The sequence below is a fragment of the Thermogemmatispora aurantia genome, assembly GCF_008974285.1.
Taxonomy (GTDB): domain Bacteria; phylum Chloroflexota; class Ktedonobacteria; order Ktedonobacterales; family Ktedonobacteraceae; genus Thermogemmatispora; species Thermogemmatispora aurantia.
The window spans coordinates 494,859-512,479 of record NZ_BKZV01000003.1 but is presented as its reverse complement, the minus strand read 5'-3'; the positions used below and the strand labels follow the sequence as shown (position 1 = coordinate 512,479).

Genomic DNA, 17,621 nt, shown 5'->3' with positions numbered 1-17,621 from the left:
GCATGGAGCAGCGCAGCTGGATCAGCGCCCATCTCTTTTATCACGGCGATCTCAGTGCACTCCTCAAGGGCTGCGTACAGCCGCTGCTCACTCACCTGGAGCAGCGCGGCCTGATCGCCTCCTCCTTCTTTGTGCGCTACTGGCAGGGAGGCCCGCATCTTCGCCTGCGTCTCTTGCCACAGACAGCCAGCGCCTCAGCGCAGATTATGGATGAGGTTCGCCAGGCCGCTGCCCGCTATTTCCAGCAGCATCCAGCCCCCGACTCTCTGGACGTGGGGCGCTACGAGGAGATCAGTGGCTACCTCGCCTATATGGAGTATGGTCGCGCTGAGTCCGGTCCGCTCTACCCGAATAACAGCTTGCACTTTCTGCCCTATGTGCCGGAATATGAGCACTACGGTGGTCGGCAGGCTATGGCCGCCGTCGAGGAGCATTTCGGGGAGTCCAGCGCCATTGCCCTGGCGCTGCTGACCCAGGACGCCGATCGCAGGCAGCGCACAGCTCATAGCGTGGCAGCGATGCTCCTGACCGCCGCCCTGGCTACGCCAACGCGCGCAGCAACAGCTCAGGTGATCGAGCACTTTTACTTTTCCTGGGAGCGGATGCCCGCCAGCCTGCGTACTCGCCTGCTGGCCCGTTTTGATCAGCAGTACGAAGAGCAGCGCCAGCGTCTTGAGCAACTGAGCGAGCAGCTCTTGCGCCTCTCTGCTCAGCAGGAGACTGATCTCGACGACTCTGCAACGCTTCTCATGCGCTGGCTGCGCTCCATTCGCCGGCTCTACCGCAGGCTGTGGGAGCTGGATCAGGCCGGTCTGCTGGTCTCCCCCCAGGCGCCTACAACGCCGGCCAGACCGGTCAGCGCGCCGTTGAATATTTTGCTACGCTGTGCCCATATGCACAATAATCGCCTCGGTCTGCTGCTCCTCGAAGAGGCCTACGTTCTCCATCTGCTCAAACGTGCGCTCCGCGAAGGTGGACAGACCAGCGGATCTGATTGGCAGCCCGAGCCGCTTCCCGGCAGGCAGCTCTAGAGACAGGAGCAAGCTATGTCTAGCAGTAGCGTTGCTTATGCTGAAGGCCGTGACTGGCAGAGTGTCCATGTCTACTATTACGATGAACAGAAGAAGGATGCCCTGCTCCTCGACTGCGTTCAGCCGCTGTTTGTTCAGGCCAGGCCCATTACGACACGGCTCTTCTTTGTGCGTCATTGGCTGCGTGGCCCTCATCTTCGCCTGCGCTTTTACTGCTCGCCGACGCAGTTCGCTGTGGCGCTCAAGCCGCTCATCGAATCGATCGTGGGGAGCTATCTGCGCCAGCACCCTTCCAGCGCTCATCTGGATGAGGAGCAGCTGAAAGGCCTCTACGCCACGCTGGCCCGCCAAGAGAAGGAAGCCGGGCCATTCTTCCCGCTCTATCCCGATAACTCGATCCAGTATCTGCCCTACGACCGTCGCCTGCACGTCCTTGGCTCCGAGGCGCTGGCGAGCCTGCTGGAAGATTTCTACGTTGACACCAATGACCTGGCCTTTGCCATGCTGGCTCACCGGCGTCAGGGCCATTCGCTGCTGACCCTCTGCTTCGACCTGATGGTCACTGTGGCCCATCGGCAAGGCCAGCATATCGCCCGTGGTTTCATCTCCTATCGCTCTCATGCTGAGGGCTTTATCATCGCCAGCGCCGACCCCGCTCGGATGCGCGCCCTCCTTGAGGATCGCTATCAGCAGCAGGCCAAAACGCTGGTTGCCCGGCTTCGGCAGCTGCTGGCTGCCCTGGAGCAGGAGCAAGATACCTTTCCTTTCATCCTGACCTGGTCACAGCTGATGCAGCGCTATCAAGAACGCGCTGCTCAACTGATCGCCGCCGGCCAGATTGATCTGAGCGCAGCAGGTCTGGAGACGGATGACGGAGGCGGCCCTCCCGTCCGTAGGAATCTGGCCGCCAGCCCCTTCCATAGTGCCCTGGAGCGTGATCAGCAGCGCAAGCAGGCCCTCTACGGCGATCCCTGGTTCCAGAGCTATCGGCTTGTGCTGAACCTGCTCTACCTGCACTTCAGTCGGCTGGGTCTGCGCCCGATCGATCGTTTTCTGCTCTGTCATCTGGCCGCCAACGCAGTTGAGGAGGCTTTCAAGATCAGCGCCGTTGACATGGTGAGGGCCTTCAGCGAAGGGGCCTTGTCCGGGCCACCCCCCTGGCCAGGAAAAGGAGGGAGACAGCATGCAGGAGCCTGAGCGCGCGCTCTACCCGCATGAGCAGCTGCCGCAGGAAACGCTGGCGCCAGTGCTGCAGCGCTATATGGCTGAGGCGCAGCACTTTCCGGATCGCGAGGTGGTTGACTGGCAGCATGCGCCGCTCAAATATAAAATCTATCGTGGCTGCGCTTGCCTGCGCCTTGCTTATCTGACGCCGCCCGCCTCAGAAGCCGGTGCGGAGCAAGCCCGCCAGCCGTTTGGGGGCGCTCAGTTCGGCCAGATGCTGGCCGATATCTATGGTCTGACGCGCCAGCGCTGGACAGGGGCCGAGAGCTATAACGCCATCGCCGCCGGGAGCACGTTGCCGATCCTCGATCCGCTCAAGCATCCGTTCAAGCAGGATCTGCTGCGCCCTGTGCCTTCCGGCGGGGGCCTTTATCCCTGCGAACTCTATGCCGTTATCGGCCCGGCCCAGGCCCTGCCAGCCGGCGTCTATCACTATGATCCCGTCCATCATGCCCTGGATGTGATCCAGGATGCCGACGCCCGCCCTGAGCAGAGCGATCGTTTCCTGAACAGGCTGCTGGAAGCGCTGCTAGAGTCGCCAGCCTGCGCTGCCGACTTCGCGCTGGTCCTGAGCTGCTTCTTCTGGAAGAACGCTTTCAAATATGGCGAATTTGCCTATCGCCTACAAGGTCTCGACCTGGGAATTGTGCTGGGTCAGTCGCTGGCGGTCGGCAGCTATTACGGGCTGAAGAGTAGCGTTCATTTTCGCTTTGTAGACAGCGCTGTCAATGCCCTGTTGAACCTGGACGAGGCTTATGAGAGCGCCTATGCGGTCATTGTCTTCAGCCTTGGGGATACGCCCCGCGGTCCACGCGCTTCCTTGCCGCGCTGGCAGAAAGGACCCACTCCCCAGTTGAGGAGAACGGACGGGGACGAGCGGGCGCGTCTTCAGCCCCTCAGCAGCCTGCCGCTCTCAGCCGCCCTGCATCACGCCTCGCTGATCAAGACGCGTGCCCAGGGCCAGCCAACAGGCCAGGACCAGGATGCGGAGGGGGGCCTGCGGGGACCGCTTGCAGGGTCTAGTGTGGCGCTGAGCGATGATATCGGGTTAGAGCTGGCCAGAGGTACACCGCTGCGCCATTCAGCGCGCCACTACTTTCGGCCCGGGCGCATCAGTGAGCAACAGTGCGCTCAGTTGCTCTATGCCGCTGGACGTGGCCTGCAGAGCGATATCGCTCCTGCTGCGCCTTATCTACCTCGTCTCTTGCTCTATTGTATTGTCGCTGGCGTGCAGGGACTCGATCCCGGTATCTACTGTTACACTCCCAGTGCTCGCCATTGGCAGCTTGTCAGGTCAGGAGATAGTCGTCTACAATTACAGCAAATGGTAGCTCACACCGGATATCATAATGTCTATCACATCAATCTGCACATTTTTCCGGTCGGAGAGTACAGCGAAGGGGTGCGCCGCTATGGACCCCGCTGGTATCGTATTCAGAACATGCTGGCAGGAAGCGTCATTCAGCGCCTCTATCTAGCTGCCGCGCTGCTCGGCCTGGGTTGTCATACCAGCCTGGCCTACTCGATTGAAGGAGTAAACAATCTGCTTGGCCTTGAGAGAGGGGCGACGGCGCTGGCTCAGGTGCTGATCGCTCCCGAGCGCCTCGCTGGTCAATATTATGAGATACCGCTACCGGCTCTTCCAGCCGCGGCATTGCCAGAAGGATAGCGGAGAATCTGCATGCACCAACCATTGAGCGTAAGGAGGTCAGCGTCGTGAGCGGGAACAGTGCCGCGATCATCTCAATAGAGAATGTACACAAATCCTATGGGAGTCTTAAGGCTCTCGATGGGGTCACCTTGCATATCGGCAACGGCGAATGCTTTGGCCTGCTCGGCCCCAACGGGGCCGGAAAAACCACTCTGCTCTCCTGTATCGAGGGACTCATCAGCTTTCAAGAGGGGCGGATCACTGTCAGTGGCTATGATGTTGCCCGTCAGCCGCGCAAAGTGAAAAGCCTCCTGGGCGTGCAGCTCCAGGATGAAACGCTCTTCACCGATCTGAAGGCGGTTGAAGCCGTCCAGTTCTACGGCGCACTCTACAACACCTTTCCAACGCGGGCCGAGGCCCTGGCGCTGCTGGAGCGTTTTGACCTGGCTGAGAAGAGCAATGCCCGCATCGGCACACTCTCCGGCGGTCAGCAGAAGCGTCTGACGCTGGCACTGGCGATGGTCCACCAGCCCTCGGTCATCTTGTTGGACGAGCCGACCACCGGGCTTGATCCCCAGGCGCGCCATCATATCTGGGACAGCGTGCGCCGGCTGCGGAGTGAAGGCAAGACCATCATCCTGACGACCCATTATATTGAGGAGGCCGAGGTCCTCTGTGACCGTGTGGGGATCATCGATCAGGGCAAGATTCTGGCTCTGGGCACGCCGCGCGAGCTTATCGAGCGCATGGGCAATCTCTCAACGGTGCGCGCCAGTCTCTATCTACCAGCCGAGAAACTGCAGCAGCTGCAGACAGCGGAATTTGTCCACACCGTGAGCGGCGACGATGGACTCCTCACTGTGCAGACCTCTGATCCGCAGCGCGTCCTGGCCCTGCTGGAGGAGATCGGCCAGGAGCTAGGGAGCCGTCCGCAAAACGTCTCCATTCGTCAGCCCAACCTGGAAGATGTCTTTCTCTCGCTGACGGGCCGCAGCATCGGGCCAGCGGACTAGCAGCTGATCGGCCCCTGCTGGAGTCTGGCTCTGTCCGGCGTCGTTTGGCTTCTCCATTTGAGACGGGAAAGGAAACGCCTATGCGTCGCTTTATAACTGAATTTCGTTTTTTCATTATTTTGGCTTTTCGCAGTCGCACTTTGCTCTTCTTTAGCCTGCTCGTCCCGACAGGCTCGCTGCTGCTCTTCGGCTTCGTCTTTGGCCAGAATGTCATTCCGCTGCCGGGCAGTGGCGGCGTCTCTTACTCGGTTTGGCTGCTGCCAGGGATCATCGTGATGAATATGATTGCCTCCGGCCTCATGGGGAACTCCACAGCCATGATCACCTGGCGTGAGCGGGGCATCTTCAGGCGTATTCTGGTAACGCCAACGGCGCCGTGGGAGGTGATGCTGGCGCGCGCCTGCACCCAGGTGCTGGTGATTGTTGTCCAGACCATCGTAGCGATCATTGTTGGCAGCCTGGTCTTTCATTTCACGTTTAACCCGCTTTACACACCGCTAACGCTGCTGTTCATTGTCCTCGGCTCTGCCGTCTTTCTGCTGCTGGGGCAAGTTATTGCCTCCTTCACGGACCGCGTGGAGATTGGCAATATCATCAGCCAGGGCCTGTACATTCTGCTGACCTTTCTGACTGGTATTCTGCTACCTCTGCAGATTCTGCCAGATATTGTTTCCAAGATCGCTCCTTTTACGCCCTCCTACATGGTGGCCGAGCTGCTGCGCAGTGCGATGTTGCAGGGCAACGCTGGCAGCGCGCCGCTCGCCGATATCGTCGGCTGTTTGCTATACTGTGCCGCTGCTCTGGGTCTGTCGGCGGCTTTCTTCCGCATGCTGCGCTGAGTGAGGTCCACGACCAGTCATCTCAAGGTGAGGGAGGCTGCATGAGCTACACGATCCTGCGCGACGTCTGCCTGGTTGAGGGCGCGTCGCAGGAAGGTGTCAGGAAGGGATGCGATCTCTGGCTGCGAGGAGGGAGCATCGAGGCCATTACCGATAGCCGCGCTCGCTTGCCGCTCAAGGGAGAAGGGGAAGAGATTCCCTGTTCTGGCCTCTACTGCCTGCCTGGTCTGATCGATATGCATACGCATGTTACCTCGCCTGGCGAGGAGCGTATCGAGGAGAGCGATGATTTTCGTCGTCTGTTGGCCGAGCATGGACGGCAGGCTCTGGGGGCCGGGGTAACCACCCTGCGCGATCTAGGGGGCTGGCCAGAGGTGCTGCTCCGCCTGCGCGCGGGGGTGGCGCGCAGTCCTTTCTTTCCCAATCTCGTTGTGGCTGGTCCCTTCCTCACTGCTCCCGGTGGGCATCCGACCATTGGCCTCTTTCACGGGCTGAGCGCGCTGCGGCGGGCAGCTACCCGCGAGCTGAGCGAGCCAGAGCAGGCGCGCGCAGTGGTTGATCAGCTCGCCGCCAGCGGGGTTGACTTCATCAAAGTAGTGTCTACCGCCTGTTTGATCGTGCCCCAGGAGGAGACGAAGGTTCCCAAGCTGCGCCCTGAGATCTTTGCGACGATCGTGGCCGCTGCCCACGCTCGTGGCTTGAAGGTCGTCGCTCATACAATGACCGCTGCCGATGTACGTGAGGCAGTGCAGGTGGGCTGCGATGGCATCGAGCACGGCATCGTTTGTGACGAGATCGATGCCTGTGGCCCGGAGTTGCTTGCTCAACTGAGAAGCCGCCGAATCTGCTATGTGCCGACGCTGGCCGCTATTGAGCAACTGGCACCGCGTTTTCTGGGGCAGGCGATGCAGAACGCCAGACGCCTCGCCGAGAATGGGGTGCTCATTGGTGTGGGCAGCGACGCTGGCAATCCGGGCGTTCCCTTCGGGGCCGGGCTTCTGCGGGAGTGCGAGCTGCTCTTTGCGGCTGGCATTCCGCCAGCGCAGATTATCGCTGGCGCCACCAGCTGCGCTGCGGAACAGCTCGGGCGTGGTGGGCAGCTGGGCCACCTGAGTCCCGGCTATCAGGCCGATCTTTTGCTGCTCCGGGCCAATCCGCTGGAGCACCCCAACAATCTCCGGCAGATAGAGGCCGTCTTCAAAGCTGGCTGCTGTGTCGCTGCCCGCCCTGCTTCTGTTTTTCGTCGTCAGCGTCCATCAGCTTCGTTTCAGGAGTCTGTGTCGTGAGTCAAGAAAACTTGCTTCCGCTTTCTTCTCTCCAGCGCCGTCAGGGCCGGTTCAGTTTTAACGCGGTGAGCGTGGCTGAAGGGCTGTTTGCTCTGGGGGTCCTGGCGTTGCTGATCTCTGTCTTTCTGCCCTGGCGCTATAGTGTGCTCAATCGCCCTGGCGCGCCTGTGCTGGTGCTCAGCGGCTGGCAGACTGGTCTGCTGGGCGGCCAGGGTCTCTGTTTGCTGGCTGGCGCTGTGCTGGTCCTGCTGGTGCTGCTCAGGCGCTGGCTGGCACCTGACCAGCGCGTTGGCTGGGAGATCGTGGCCGCTATCTTGCTGGGGGCGCTCACAATCGTGACCTGCAAAGACGTGCTGGCTTTCTATAGTGGGGCGCTGGCTCTCTTGCTGAAGCGCAGCGTGCTGGGGGCCGGCTTTTATGTGGCCATGCTGGGCCTTGATCTCTTGCTGGTTGCCTGCTTCCTGCTGGTGAGGCGGCGACAGCGTCAAGCGGACCCTGGCCGGCGCTCAGCCCGCTGAGGCCAGGGTTGAGATGCCCCTGCTGCCTGCTAGCTTGCGTCAGGGCTGCTGGCAGGGTAGTACCCACCCTGGCCAGGCCCGCGGCGGCGGGCGTCTCTTGCTCTGGCTCTGCTCCGCGAGCGCTGAGAGCGCGGTCCTGTTGCTAGTCAGGCTACTGACCGGAAAGAGGTTGGCGGCCACCGCCAGTCAGTAGCACTGGCGAAGTGTGACCGATTTCACAGTAGTGAGCGATGGACTGTGATACTCTATACTCAGGCTCTGGTGAGAGATTTGAGGGCGTTAAAACAGCAGCCTCTCTTTTGTTCGCTCCTGAAAGGTAGCTTGTAGTGCCTATCCTGATGTAAGCCTCGCTTAAAAGAAATGAGATCTTTTTATGAAAAATAGTGTGAAAGTTGTTTTCCTTTTTCTGATCGTTTTGACCTTCCTGGCAGGCTGCGGCGGTTCCTTGCCGAGTTCTTCTACGGGAGGTGCTGCGGCTTCGCCGTCCGCCACAAGTGCTAGGCCGCCTGCCAGCTCGACTGTGACATCTGCCACGCCGGTCTCGACGGCGCAGACCGCTTTCAGGGTGGCCTCAGTCCAGATGGCTGTCAGCCCGGCCTCGATCGCCGGCCAGAGCTGCGGCGCGGAGCTGACGGTGGCCTACACGGCTACCTTCCATGTGGTTCCTGACCAGGGCACTCATACTGTTCAATTCGCATATACCATAAATAACGGGCGCTCGGAGCAGCTCGCCAGTTTACAGTTCTTGCCGGGACAAGCCACAAAGACGTTCTCCTTTAGCTGGCATGGATCTCTGCCGCTGGATCACACGGCTCCCGGCCTTGGCGGGGTCCTTGTCACCAGCCCCAACCAGCTCATCTCGACACCGGTCAAGCCAGCCGGTCTGTGTACTCCGGCTCCCTTCCGCGTGACGTCGGTCACTATGAGCGTTAATCCTGGCACGATCGCCGGTCTGCATTGTGGCACGAATCTGACGGTGACCTATACGGCTACCTTCCATATCGCTCCGGAGAGTATGGGCGGAGTCATCAAATTTGGCTATACTGTGGATAATGGCCGCAGTGGCGGCGACAACACCCAAACGCTCATCGTTGGGCCTGGAACCACGACGCAAACGTACTCTTTCACCTGGAGCGGTGCTTTGCCTGCCGACCATACCTTTCCTGAACCTGGTGGAGTGCTTGTCTCCAGTCCGAACGTTGTGCGTTCTCCGCTGGTTGGGCCGAGTGGCCAGTGCAGCTGAGGAGTTGCACGGGAGATAGTTCCTTCTTGCTCGGGCTGCCCAGCTCATCGTTCGCTGGTTGCCTTTTCGTGATGGCCTGCGGGCAGGGCCTTGATTTGGAAGATGGAAGCGGGAAACCTCCTCTCCTACACAGGCTATCCCCAGCGATTACGCTGACAAGCTTGCAGCATCAGCAGGCTTGCCAAGAGAATAGCTCTGCGTTGTGATGATCGAGGGCCACCTCTCTCCCTGGCTGTCCGGGAGCCAGGAGAGGTGGCCCATCTTTTGGGGAGGAGCGCTGTGATGTGATGCCACTGTTGGTCGGGCCTCTGCTCAGAGGACGTTCTCCAGCCCGCGCGACCAGGCTTGCGCGTTGGCATACTCGATGACTAGGGGGCTGATATCGATGCCAAGGCCAGCTCTAGAGCCCAACCACCGGGACCACAGGCCAGGTCGAGGACGTGGCCCCTCTCCGGCAGGTTGATCCCCTCCTCTGGTAGCAAACCACCCATTGCTTCGGTGAGCAACCCCCCTGCATGCCTCAGCTGGGCCCAGGCAATAGCAAAGGCCCACTAGCCGCGTACCATCTGGACCGCCCCGCCGTGCTCATCTGCACCCCATCAGTGTCAGCTCCTGCTCCAGGAAGCGCCAGGGGCCTGAGCGGATTGGTAGGAACCACCACGAGCAGCTATTTCAGCTCTCCCCCGGCCTCAAGAGAGGTAATAGTGACCGTGCTACCGGAGCTGGTCACCTCGATAAGGTAATAAGGATCTGCCGGATCAAAGTCAGCGCTAGCCAACCTCAGCTTATTACTCATATAAGTTTGACCATCGAAGGCCCAGGCAGATCCCCAGCCTTTGAGATGCGCTTGTACAGCAACGCCAGCAGGTCGTCGTACGACAATCTCTGATCCTCCCCCGCTAATCCGTATGGGAACCACTCCAGAGGGCACGGGCAGCTGTAGCAGGATTTGACTGCCTACTCCCCTGACCTCGAAAGAAGCAAGATTGAGGCCGCTCAGGTCGGCAAAGACCTCTGATCCCCCGCTCTGGACCACAATTTGCCAGGGAATGGAGCCGTTCAAGGTAATCTCCGCCTGACGCTGATCTCCCGTCAAAAGCAGGAACTGTCGAGGATAGCGGATCGTGACCACTCCTCCTTGGACGGTCACATTAGGGACCGCTCCCTTGAAACGCGCCTGGTAGAGTTCGGCCATTGCTGCGCTCGTCCGTAAGACCAGCCTGATACCAGCAGAGAGAAAAACCAGTCGGCCCTGCGAGAGATCATCCAGAGGAGCGGAGAAAATGCTCCTCTCGTCTGGCAAGGTCATTTCTTGCTGCTGGAGCAGCTGCTGGCGCGAAAGCGTGTTGCTGCGCTGGAGAAAGGCTAAGAGAAAGGCAAGTTGTTCCTCATTATAGCTCGATATCACCTCGTCCCATGTCTCCTCAAGAGAAGCCAGCATCGCGCGAACCTTGCGCAGTTCCTCCTTGCCTGTGGTGAGCCGGACAATGACCCTGCGACCATCGCTCTTGTCTCGCTCCCGCTGCACAAGCCCGGACGCCTCCAGACGGTTGAGAACCTTGGCGATGGCCCCGCTGGTCATTCCCATCAACTCAGCCAGCTGACCAGCAGAAACTTCACCGGCCAGATCGAGCAGGTCCAGGACCTGGATGTCTGTGTCAGCCGCCAGGCCCGTCTGGGTCGCTGCTACACGGAAGAAGGCAGCGCCAAAACTGTTACTCTTCCTCAATTCACGCTTGATGGCTGCCAGCATCTCCGCGCGGTTTTCCTGAGTGCCACTTGACACGGTCTGTCCCTCTGTGGTACCTTCTATTTGTGTGACTCAGTCACTTAAATGAGTTTGTATTTGGTGACTAGAGCATAAAAATGGCGGACTGAGTGGTGACCTAATCAGTAAATGAGTATACCATAGGAAGGTCTCGCCCGCCATGCTGAAGCTGCCTGCTGGATTCGCCGTCCCAACTGTCTCATCGCGGCTGGAAGGCTTCCCGGCCCTGATCAGGCCAGGCCACTGGACCGCCTGGATTCGATGCTTGTGAAAGTAATCAATCTGACGTAGGAGGCATCTGATGCCAGACATGGCAATTCAAGTCAAAAATTTGCACAAATCATACCGGCAGCTCAAAGTCCTGCAAGGCGTCGAGTTCGTCGTCGAGCCGGGCTGCATCTTCGCCCTGCTTGGCCCTAATGGAGCGGGGAAGACGACGCTCATCAAGATCCTGAGCACGCTCCTGAAGCCTGACAGTGGCACAGCTCTCGTCAATGGCTTTGATGTGGTCGCTCAGGCTGCCCAGGTGAGGCACTCCATCAGTCTCACAGGCCAATTTGCGGCTATAGATGAGCTATTGACCGGACGTGAAAACCTCATTATGATCGCTCAACTCCGCCACCTCAAACAGCCGCTCCGGGTAGCTGATGAGCTGCTGGAGCGCTTTGGCCTGACCGAAGCTGCCAATCGTCGCGTCTCGGCCTATTCGGGAGGAATGCGTCGCCGGCTGGACCTGGCCATGAGCCTGGTGGGAACCCCGCCGATCATGTTCCTTGACGAGCCGACCACCGGGCTTGATCCCGAAGGACGCCTGGAGGTGTGGCAAGTGGTCAAGGAGCTGGCTCAAGGAGGAAGAACGGTCTTCTTAACGACGCAGTACCTGGATGAGGCGGAGCAGCTCGCCGATCGCATTGCCATTCTCCATCAGGGCCGCATCATCGCCAGTGGAACCCTGCAGGAGCTAAAAAAGCTCTTTCCCCCGGCCCGCGTGGAGTATGTGGAAAAACAGCCAACCCTGGAAGAGATTTTCCTCGCTATCATTGGCCAAAAGGAGGCTTGCTAAATGGCAACCATGCAGCGCTACTTTTTCAGCGACCTGGGCGTGATGTTTGGTCGTTCGCTGCGATACATTTTCCGCAGTATGGACACCATTATTACTGCTACTATCACGCCCATTGGCCTTATGTTGCTGTTCGTGTACGTGTTTGGGGGCGCGATTCAGAGCGGCACGGCCAATTATGTTAATTACGTGTTGCCTGGGATCTTCCTGGTGGCGATCGCCAGTGGAACCTCCTATACATCGCTGCGTCTGTTTACCGATGTGCAACGGGGGATCATGGATCGCTTTCGCTCCATGCCGATTGCCCCCTCCACTCTTCTGTGGGGCCATGTGCTGGCTTCGCTGGTCTTCAACGGGATTTCGCTGCTGATCATCGTCCTCGTCGCTTTGCTGATGGGGTTCCGCTCATCGGCAGGCATCCTGCCCTGGTTGGCCATCGTCGGTCTCCTGGCCTTGGTGACGCTGACTTTAACCTGGGTAGCTGTCATTCCTGGGTTGACCGCTCGCTCAATCGACGGTGCTGCCGTCTTTGCCTACCCGCTAATCTTTCTCCCCTTTATCAGCTCAGCCTTCGTGCCCACCCGCTCGATGCCGCCAGTCGTGCGCGCCTTCGCCGAGCACCAGCCAGTGACGGCGATTGTCAATACGATCCGAGCCTTATTGGCTGGCGAGCCGGTCTCTCAGGAGATCTGGATAGCGCTCGCCTGGTGCCTGGGAATTCTGCTGCTGGCTTTCTTCTTCGCCAGGATGGTCTATAAAAAGCGTACAGTATAGACCACTGACATCTAGTCGTCCTGAGTACAACTCGTCAGGACGTAGGGATCTAACATCTTAAACGAACGTTTGCCGCGTCGCTTTTCGTTCACTGTATTCTGGTGAGAATCTTCCAGCAGCCTTGGCGCGGTGCGCCGCGTGATGGCCTCCAGGAGGGAGAGGAATCCTGCGACTGACTCATGGCCAGGTCATAATGAGAGAGCGCAGTGGGTCAACTCCTCTCTCGCCCTCGTCCCCCTGGAGGCAACCTCAGAGGAAGCCGCCTCACCAGCGGCTGCTCCCCAACGCATCGAGACCGAGTTATTGATCAGACCTGTGATGATCATCACGGGGCGAGCGCAGGCCAGACTCGGACGCTGCCTGCCGAAAGCGAAAGGCTCCTTGACAGGACGGGTCTGGTGCTCTATGATTCAGATATCATTATAAACGGATATATTAGTATCTTGAATAGCTGCATCGAAGCAGGTACCAGTGAATCTGCCTGACGGGCAGAGACGCCTTTCTGAGAGGCGGGTCACGAGCGCCCGGTGAGACCCACTGGGGCAAGACCAGGCTCCGTCAAGGGCAGGAGAATGGGGACGGCGTTGCTTGCTGGCCGGGCCGGCTTGATTCCCCTGCTGCTTACCCCTGGGCATTGTCGCAGGCAGATGCGCGGTAAGCGGGCGGGGGATCAGAGGCCACGCCGCGATCGGGTTGCTCTTTGTGGGCATGGGCCGGGCCTGATCCCGTCACCGCAGGCAGCGCTCCTTTCGCTGGCTGGCCCTGATGCTTGCAGTAATAGAGGAATAGCTCTGGCGACCGTGGGGTTGGCTGCACCTCTCTCAGCACTGGCACCACGGCCTGCTCGTGAGGCCATGATTGCCTCAGACGAGCCATTCCAGGCAGAAAGGAAACCACGATGATCCGTCGCTTGGCCGGCGTGCTCTTGACGATCACCGGGATATTGGCCTGTCCCTGTCACCTGGTCATCACGCTGCCTCTGCTGGCCTCCCTGCTGGCCGGCACGGCCCTGGGCGTGGTCCTGCAGCAGCAGCGGCCCCTGATTGTCGCGCTGGCAACCCTCTCCTTCGTGGGAGCGCTGGCGCTGGGCGGCTGGCTACTCTGGGGAGCGGAGCAGGGTGGACACGCTTCCGTCGTGTCAACATCGGCGTCCTGCCCGACCTGCCGGCCCAGAACCGGCGAGCTGCAGCGGCAGGAGCCGGTGCCTGCGACGGAATCCCGTACGCTTGCTCTCTCGCTGAAAGAAAGGAACCATTCGAGCAATGCCGATCGTCACGGAGCCTGATCTCTTGATCCTGGGCAGCGGCTCGACTGCCTTCGCCGCGGCCCTACACGCCGCTGACCTGGGCAAAACCGCCCTGCTCACCGAGGAGCGCACCGTCGGCGGAACCTGTGCCAATCGGGGCTGTCTGCCCTCCAAGAATCTCATCGAGGCGGCGCGCCTGGTCTACGAAGCGGCTCACCCGCGCTATCCGGGCCTGACCCCCCTACAGCTGCCGGCCAACTGGGCCGAGCTGCTGGAGCAGAAAGATGCTCTGGTCCAGACCTATCGCTGGGAGCGCTACGAGCGCCTGCTGCGCGAGATTCCGGGGCTGGCCCTCGTAGCGGGGCGAGCGCAGCTGCTCTCACCGCACGAAGTGGTGGTGACCGGTCCCGACGGCCCCCGCCGCCTGCGCGGTCAGCAGCTTCTGATCGCCACCGGCTCGCGTCCGATCATCCCGGCGCTGCCGGGGTTAGAGAAAGTTCCTTTCCTGACCAGCGATCTGCTCAGCAGCGCCGATGATCCCTGGCGGACCTCCCTGCGCCAGCAGCCGCGCTCGTTGCTGATTCTGGGCGGGGGAGCCATTGCCCTGGAGCTGGGCCAGCTCTTCGCCCGGCTGGGGACCCAGGTGACCGTGCTGACGCGCGGCTCGCAGCTGCTGCCCGGGGTGGAGCCGGAGCTGGCGCAGGCGCTCGCCGATCTGCTGCAGGCGGAAGGGCTGCGGCTGCTGACCGGGGTCCAGGTGCAGGCGGTCGCGCCAGGCGGCAGCGGCGTTGTGGTCACACTGCAGCGGGCCGGACGCACAGAGACGCTGGAGGCCGAGCAGCTGCTGGTCGCGACGGGACGGCGCCCCAATACCGACGGGCTGGGGCTGGAGCGGGCCGGGGTGGCCCTGGAAGCGGACGGAGCAGTACGGGTCGACCGCGCGCTGCGCACGAGTGTTGCGCACATCTGGGCGGCGGGCGATGTGATCGGCACGGCCTGGGGCAACCAGTTTGCCACGCCTGTAGGGGCCGCTGATGGCAAGCTGGCTGCGCACAATGCCCTCTCCGGGGAGCCGCCGCGCGCCATTGACCATCGGGTGATCCCGCGCTGCATCTTTACCGATCCGCCGCTGGCGATGGTGGGTCTCACCGATGCCCAGGCGCAGGCGGAGGGACTGGCCTGTGCCTGCCGCGTGCTGCCGCTGAGCCTGGTGCCGCGAGCGGGGGCGATCCATCGGACGCAAGGGCTGGTCAAGATGGTCGTGGAGCGGAGCAGCCGGCGCGTGTTGGGGGTCTCGCTGCTGGGTCAGAGTGCCGGAGAGGTGATCCACGAGGCGGCGATGGCGCTGCGCTTCGGGGCCACGCTGGAGGATTTCACCGAGCTGATCCATGTCTATCCAACGATGGCGGAGGCACTGAAGCTGGTGGCGCTCTCCTTCACGCGGGACGTGCGCCTGCTCAGTTGTTGCGCCAGCTAAGCCGAACTGGGAAGGGCTGGCCACTGTGCCTGAAGCGGTCCAGTGGCTCACAGTAGGGAACAAGGCCAGGGCAGGACTAGCGTGAGGCGATCGCTGGCAATCATTTGCCAGTGATGCACAGTGCTGGGGCCATCCAGCGGCCTCGACGTGGCGGCGAGGGATTGCTGCTGGGCTGGATGGTTAGCCCTGGGTAGGGGCAGGTGGATAAGAGTCTCTCCTCTCCTTTCAGGAGCTGGGATGGCTGGGCGCCGTAGATCTGGGACGCGCCTTCTCGCACCTGTCAGATCGCTGCTCGCTGCTCTCAGTGGTTCGCCGCTCGGGTTCAGGCTGGCTCTCCCAAGAGACGGGGGTCCACTTGATTCCGATGATCTCCGGCTCCAGGCTTAAGCGCAGGCTCAGCCTTTCCAGGAGCCGGTCATTCTTCTCCGCGAGGTAGAGCCTCGCTTGTAGCGTCACCAGACCTGGCCCAGGGCCGTGTTGACTCTGGAACGCTTGTAGCAGCACTGGCTCGGATTGCACAGTGTGCCACAAAATGGCCCGCACCTGGTGGGCCGTGCGCTCAGAAGCGAGTATCTGGAGTAGATAGTAAGCTCTCCGCTTTTCTGTGGAGTGTCGGGTCCAGCGGTCAATCATTTGCCCGACCGGTCGCAGGGTCAGGTGAGTTCCTACGATCAGGAGCGTACTCAGCGCTGCCAGGGCAAACTGACCCGTCGCTGCGAGGACCCCTGTAGCGGCTACACACCACAGGGTTCCCGCTGTGTTCAGGCCACGAACTGCCAGGCCGTCTCGCAAGATGACTCCTGCACAGAGAAAGCCAACTCCCGACACCACCTGAGCCGCCAGCCGATTGCCTCCAGGGAGCTGCGTGGAAGCTAAGACAAACAGCGCCGAGCCTGTCGCGACCAGCGCGCTAGTGCGCAATCCTGCTGCCCGTTGCCGGTATTGACGCTCCAGGCCAATTACCAGGCCGCAGAGCAGCGCGCTGAGCAACCGAGCCAGAAACGGTCCCATCCCCATACTATTCCTCGTTTCAACGGAAATGAAGAGCAGAGGCCATGATATCTGTCTATCTATCTGCCTGTGCCCCTTATCACTACAACAGGATCGCTGCGAGAGAGCCGGCGTGCCAGCACCAACACTCTGGCTCAGCCTCTAGCCTGGTTGCTGCCCGGTCTCCTGCTCTCAGCAATGAGATAGAAGCATCCTGTTAAATTGGGGGCGTGAAACGAAAGAAATTATCCTACGGCCATTGAGGAAGTATAGTCCAGAGATCGAAAAAGGTCAAGCAGATAGGCGATCTTCATCAGAAGAGCGCTGCTTTTGACCTCGTGCCCGTGATCTGACGAGTAAGTTAGGAAGGCGGGAAGAAGGGGAACAGGATAAGCCAGTCCTCGCTAGAGGAGAGACCGCTGGTGTCAGCAATGAGGGAGGAGTGCCAGGCGCTTCCTGCCCTCCTGTGAGGAAAGGGGAGGAAGAGGCACGACTGAGCAGCAGTCCCGCTGCCTGGAGTTCGTACCTCTTCCCCCTTCGAGCTGAGGGGGAAAGCCAGGGAAAGGGATTTTCTAGTGGTGCGGAGTTGGAGTGCTCGTTGGCTTCTTGCCGTTGGGTGTAGGAGTAGTGCTCGGCTTATTTCCTGTGGGCGTGGGCGTCATGGTCGGCTTGTTGCCTGGGCTGCCACCAGATGTAGACCGCTGGAGGCAGACCTGCAGCGGCGTCGTGCCACATAGCTCCAGCGCGTCGGCCAGGTAGCGGCTCACATTAGAGTCAGAGAGCTTGCCCACCGGGTTGGTGCGGTCATGAGCCGCCAGGTACTGTGCCAGGGACAACAACTGATCGATCTCTCCATAGCCATAGACACGGCTGGCGCTCACGCTCACGCCACCGGTGGTCGTGCCCACAAAGATGCCCTGGTGCAGCGCGCAGAGCGCTTTCACTGGGGCATCGGTGCTGGCGGTGCTCAGGTGATAGCTGGCGGCCAGCTTCTGGGCATCTGGCAGGCCCGGGCAGCTCCCCGGTCCATGCGAGGGAGTTCCCTCAGCTTGCGTGCTGGCATGGTGGGTAGCCTCTGCAGTCGCTGTGGCATGGACATGAATGAATGACTGGATAACTGCTTGTCCGGTAGAGGTAGCTGCAAAAGCGGCGGTCGCGCTGCCCACAAGGAAGACTCCCGAGAGGAGCATAATCAGAGCCTTCTTCTGCAAGAGAAAGATGAGCTTCATAGATCTCTCCTTTTCGCTGTTTGATGAGTTAGGAACAGTGTACCCAGGGTACATGGCGGTTTGGGTGGCCCAGGCCCAGGCCCAGGGCAACCCGCCTTGACTGACCTGTGCTCGCAGGAAAAGTTGCGCGGAGGGTGTCTCAGGTTACGGCCTGAACCGGTCCTAGGATAAAAGGGAGAGCGATCTTCCCACAGCTACAGGTACTGCTACAATTGGGTTGCTTCCCGTACCGTAACCCGTTACGGGCATCTCGCCTTGAAAGGCGGAGCAGC

Annotated in this window: 15 protein-coding genes; 12 read left to right on the top strand and 3 right to left on the bottom strand. The window is 60.6% G+C overall.

Translation table 11 applies throughout. The features are described 5' to 3' along the window. Window positions 1-2: 2 nt before the first annotated feature. From KTAU_RS11780 to KTAU_RS11745, 8 genes are all read left to right on the top strand, one after another. Window positions 3-1,031: a thiopeptide-type bacteriocin biosynthesis protein gene (locus KTAU_RS11780; protein WP_170293237.1), complete on the top strand. Its 1,029-nt coding sequence runs from the start codon at window positions 3-5 to the stop codon at window positions 1,029-1,031. Window positions 1,032-1,046: 15 nt separating this feature from the next. Beyond that, a complete protein-coding gene (locus tag KTAU_RS11775; protein WP_151728560.1) occupies window positions 1,047-2,228 on the top strand; it encodes a thiopeptide maturation pyridine synthase in 1,182 nt (393 codons plus the stop codon). After that, window positions 2,215-3,924 (top strand): SagB family peptide dehydrogenase, encoded by a 1,710-nt coding sequence (locus KTAU_RS11770; protein ID WP_151728559.1) that lies wholly within the window; start codon window positions 2,215-2,217, stop codon window positions 3,922-3,924. Before KTAU_RS11775 ends, KTAU_RS11770 begins: the two co-directional genes overlap by 14 nt. 47 nt (window positions 3,925-3,971) lie before the next feature. After that, window positions 3,972-4,919: an ABC transporter ATP-binding protein gene (locus KTAU_RS11765; RefSeq protein WP_170293236.1), complete on the top strand. Its 948-nt coding sequence runs from the start codon at window positions 3,972-3,974 to the stop codon at window positions 4,917-4,919. An 80-nt stretch (window positions 4,920-4,999) separates the two neighbouring features. Continuing rightward, window positions 5,000-5,758 carry an ABC transporter permease gene (locus KTAU_RS11760; protein ID WP_151728557.1) on the top strand — a complete coding sequence of 253 codons (759 nt, stop codon included), beginning with the start codon at window positions 5,000-5,002 and terminating at the stop codon, window positions 5,756-5,758. 41 nt (window positions 5,759-5,799) lie between these two features. Next, window positions 5,800-7,044: an amidohydrolase family protein gene (locus KTAU_RS11755; protein ID WP_151728556.1), complete on the top strand. Its 1,245-nt coding sequence runs from the start codon at window positions 5,800-5,802 to the stop codon at window positions 7,042-7,044. After that, window positions 7,041-7,562 carry a hypothetical protein gene (locus tag KTAU_RS11750; protein ID WP_151728555.1) on the top strand — a complete coding sequence of 174 codons (522 nt, stop codon included), beginning with the start codon at window positions 7,041-7,043 and terminating at the stop codon, window positions 7,560-7,562. The genes KTAU_RS11755 and KTAU_RS11750 overlap by 4 nt, the downstream gene beginning before the upstream one ends. Before the next feature lie 580 nt (window positions 7,563-8,142). Beyond that, on the top strand, window positions 8,143-8,805 hold the full coding sequence (locus KTAU_RS11745; RefSeq protein WP_151728554.1) for a hypothetical protein: 663 nt from the start codon (window positions 8,143-8,145) through the stop codon (window positions 8,803-8,805). Window positions 8,806-9,472: 667 nt separating this feature from the next. On the opposite strand, the gene KTAU_RS11740 is transcribed toward KTAU_RS11745, so the two are convergent. After that, entirely contained in the window at window positions 9,473-10,558 is a 1,086-nt protein-coding gene (locus tag KTAU_RS11740; protein WP_151728553.1) for a MarR family winged helix-turn-helix transcriptional regulator, read from the bottom strand. Window positions 10,559-10,874: 316 nt separating this feature from the next. Between KTAU_RS11740 and KTAU_RS21775 the strand changes: the two genes are divergently transcribed. From KTAU_RS21775 to merA, 4 genes are all read left to right on the top strand, one after another. Continuing rightward, entirely contained in the window at window positions 10,875-11,636 is a 762-nt protein-coding gene (locus tag KTAU_RS21775) for an ABC transporter ATP-binding protein (RefSeq protein WP_151728552.1), read from the top strand. Beyond that, window positions 11,637-12,407, top strand: coding sequence for an ABC transporter permease (locus KTAU_RS21770; RefSeq protein ID WP_151728551.1), 771 nt, complete (start codon window positions 11,637-11,639; stop codon window positions 12,405-12,407). An 874-nt stretch (window positions 12,408-13,281) separates the two neighbouring features. After that, window positions 13,282-13,692 (top strand): hypothetical protein, encoded by a 411-nt coding sequence (locus KTAU_RS11725; RefSeq protein WP_228026441.1) that lies wholly within the window; start codon window positions 13,282-13,284, stop codon window positions 13,690-13,692. Continuing rightward, entirely contained in the window at window positions 13,670-15,130 is a 1,461-nt protein-coding gene (gene merA, locus KTAU_RS11720; protein WP_151728549.1) for a mercury(II) reductase, read from the top strand. Before KTAU_RS11725 ends, merA begins: the two co-directional genes overlap by 23 nt. Before the next feature lie 225 nt (window positions 15,131-15,355). Here the strand turns inward: merA and KTAU_RS11715 are convergent, their stop codons facing one another. Then, window positions 15,356-16,141 carry an MgtC/SapB family protein gene (locus tag KTAU_RS11715; protein ID WP_170293235.1) on the bottom strand — a complete coding sequence of 262 codons (786 nt, stop codon included), beginning with the start codon at window positions 16,139-16,141 and terminating at the stop codon, window positions 15,356-15,358. Window positions 16,142-16,692: 551 nt separating this feature from the next. After that, window positions 16,693-17,349, bottom strand: a complete 657-nt coding sequence (locus tag KTAU_RS11710) for a hypothetical protein (RefSeq protein WP_151728547.1) — start codon at window positions 17,347-17,349, stop codon at window positions 16,693-16,695. Window positions 17,350-17,621 lie beyond the last annotated feature (272 nt).

What these genes read in the sequence shown, in the direction of transcription:
- KTAU_RS11780 (WP_170293237.1), top strand. Translation starts at nt 3, where the DNA reads ATGGAGCAGCGCAGCTGGATCAGCGCCCATCTCTTTTATCACGGCGAT.
- KTAU_RS11775 (WP_151728560.1), top strand. Translation starts at nt 1,047, where the DNA reads ATGTCTAGCAGTAGCGTTGCTTATGCTGAAGGCCGTGACTGGCAGAGT.
- KTAU_RS11770 (WP_151728559.1), top strand. Translation starts at nt 2,215, where the DNA reads ATGCAGGAGCCTGAGCGCGCGCTCTACCCGCATGAGCAGCTGCCGCAG.
- KTAU_RS11760 (WP_151728557.1), top strand. Translation starts at nt 5,000, where the DNA reads ATGCGTCGCTTTATAACTGAATTTCGTTTTTTCATTATTTTGGCTTTT.
- KTAU_RS11755 (WP_151728556.1), top strand. Translation starts at nt 5,800, where the DNA reads ATGAGCTACACGATCCTGCGCGACGTCTGCCTGGTTGAGGGCGCGTCG.
- KTAU_RS11745 (WP_151728554.1), top strand. Translation starts at nt 8,143, where the DNA reads ATGGCTGTCAGCCCGGCCTCGATCGCCGGCCAGAGCTGCGGCGCGGAG.
- KTAU_RS11740 (WP_151728553.1), bottom strand. Translation starts at nt 10,558, where the DNA reads ATGCTGGCAGCCATCAAGCGTGAATTGAGGAAGAGTAACAGTTTTGGC.
- KTAU_RS21775 (WP_151728552.1), top strand. Translation starts at nt 10,875, where the DNA reads ATGCCAGACATGGCAATTCAAGTCAAAAATTTGCACAAATCATACCGG.
- KTAU_RS21770 (WP_151728551.1), top strand. Translation starts at nt 11,637, where the DNA reads ATGGCAACCATGCAGCGCTACTTTTTCAGCGACCTGGGCGTGATGTTT.
- merA (WP_151728549.1), top strand. Translation starts at nt 13,670, where the DNA reads ATGCCGATCGTCACGGAGCCTGATCTCTTGATCCTGGGCAGCGGCTCG.
- KTAU_RS11715 (WP_170293235.1), bottom strand. Translation starts at nt 16,141, where the DNA reads ATGGGACCGTTTCTGGCTCGGTTGCTCAGCGCGCTGCTCTGCGGCCTG.
- KTAU_RS11710 (WP_151728547.1), bottom strand. Translation starts at nt 17,349, where the DNA reads ATGAAGCTCATCTTTCTCTTGCAGAAGAAGGCTCTGATTATGCTCCTC.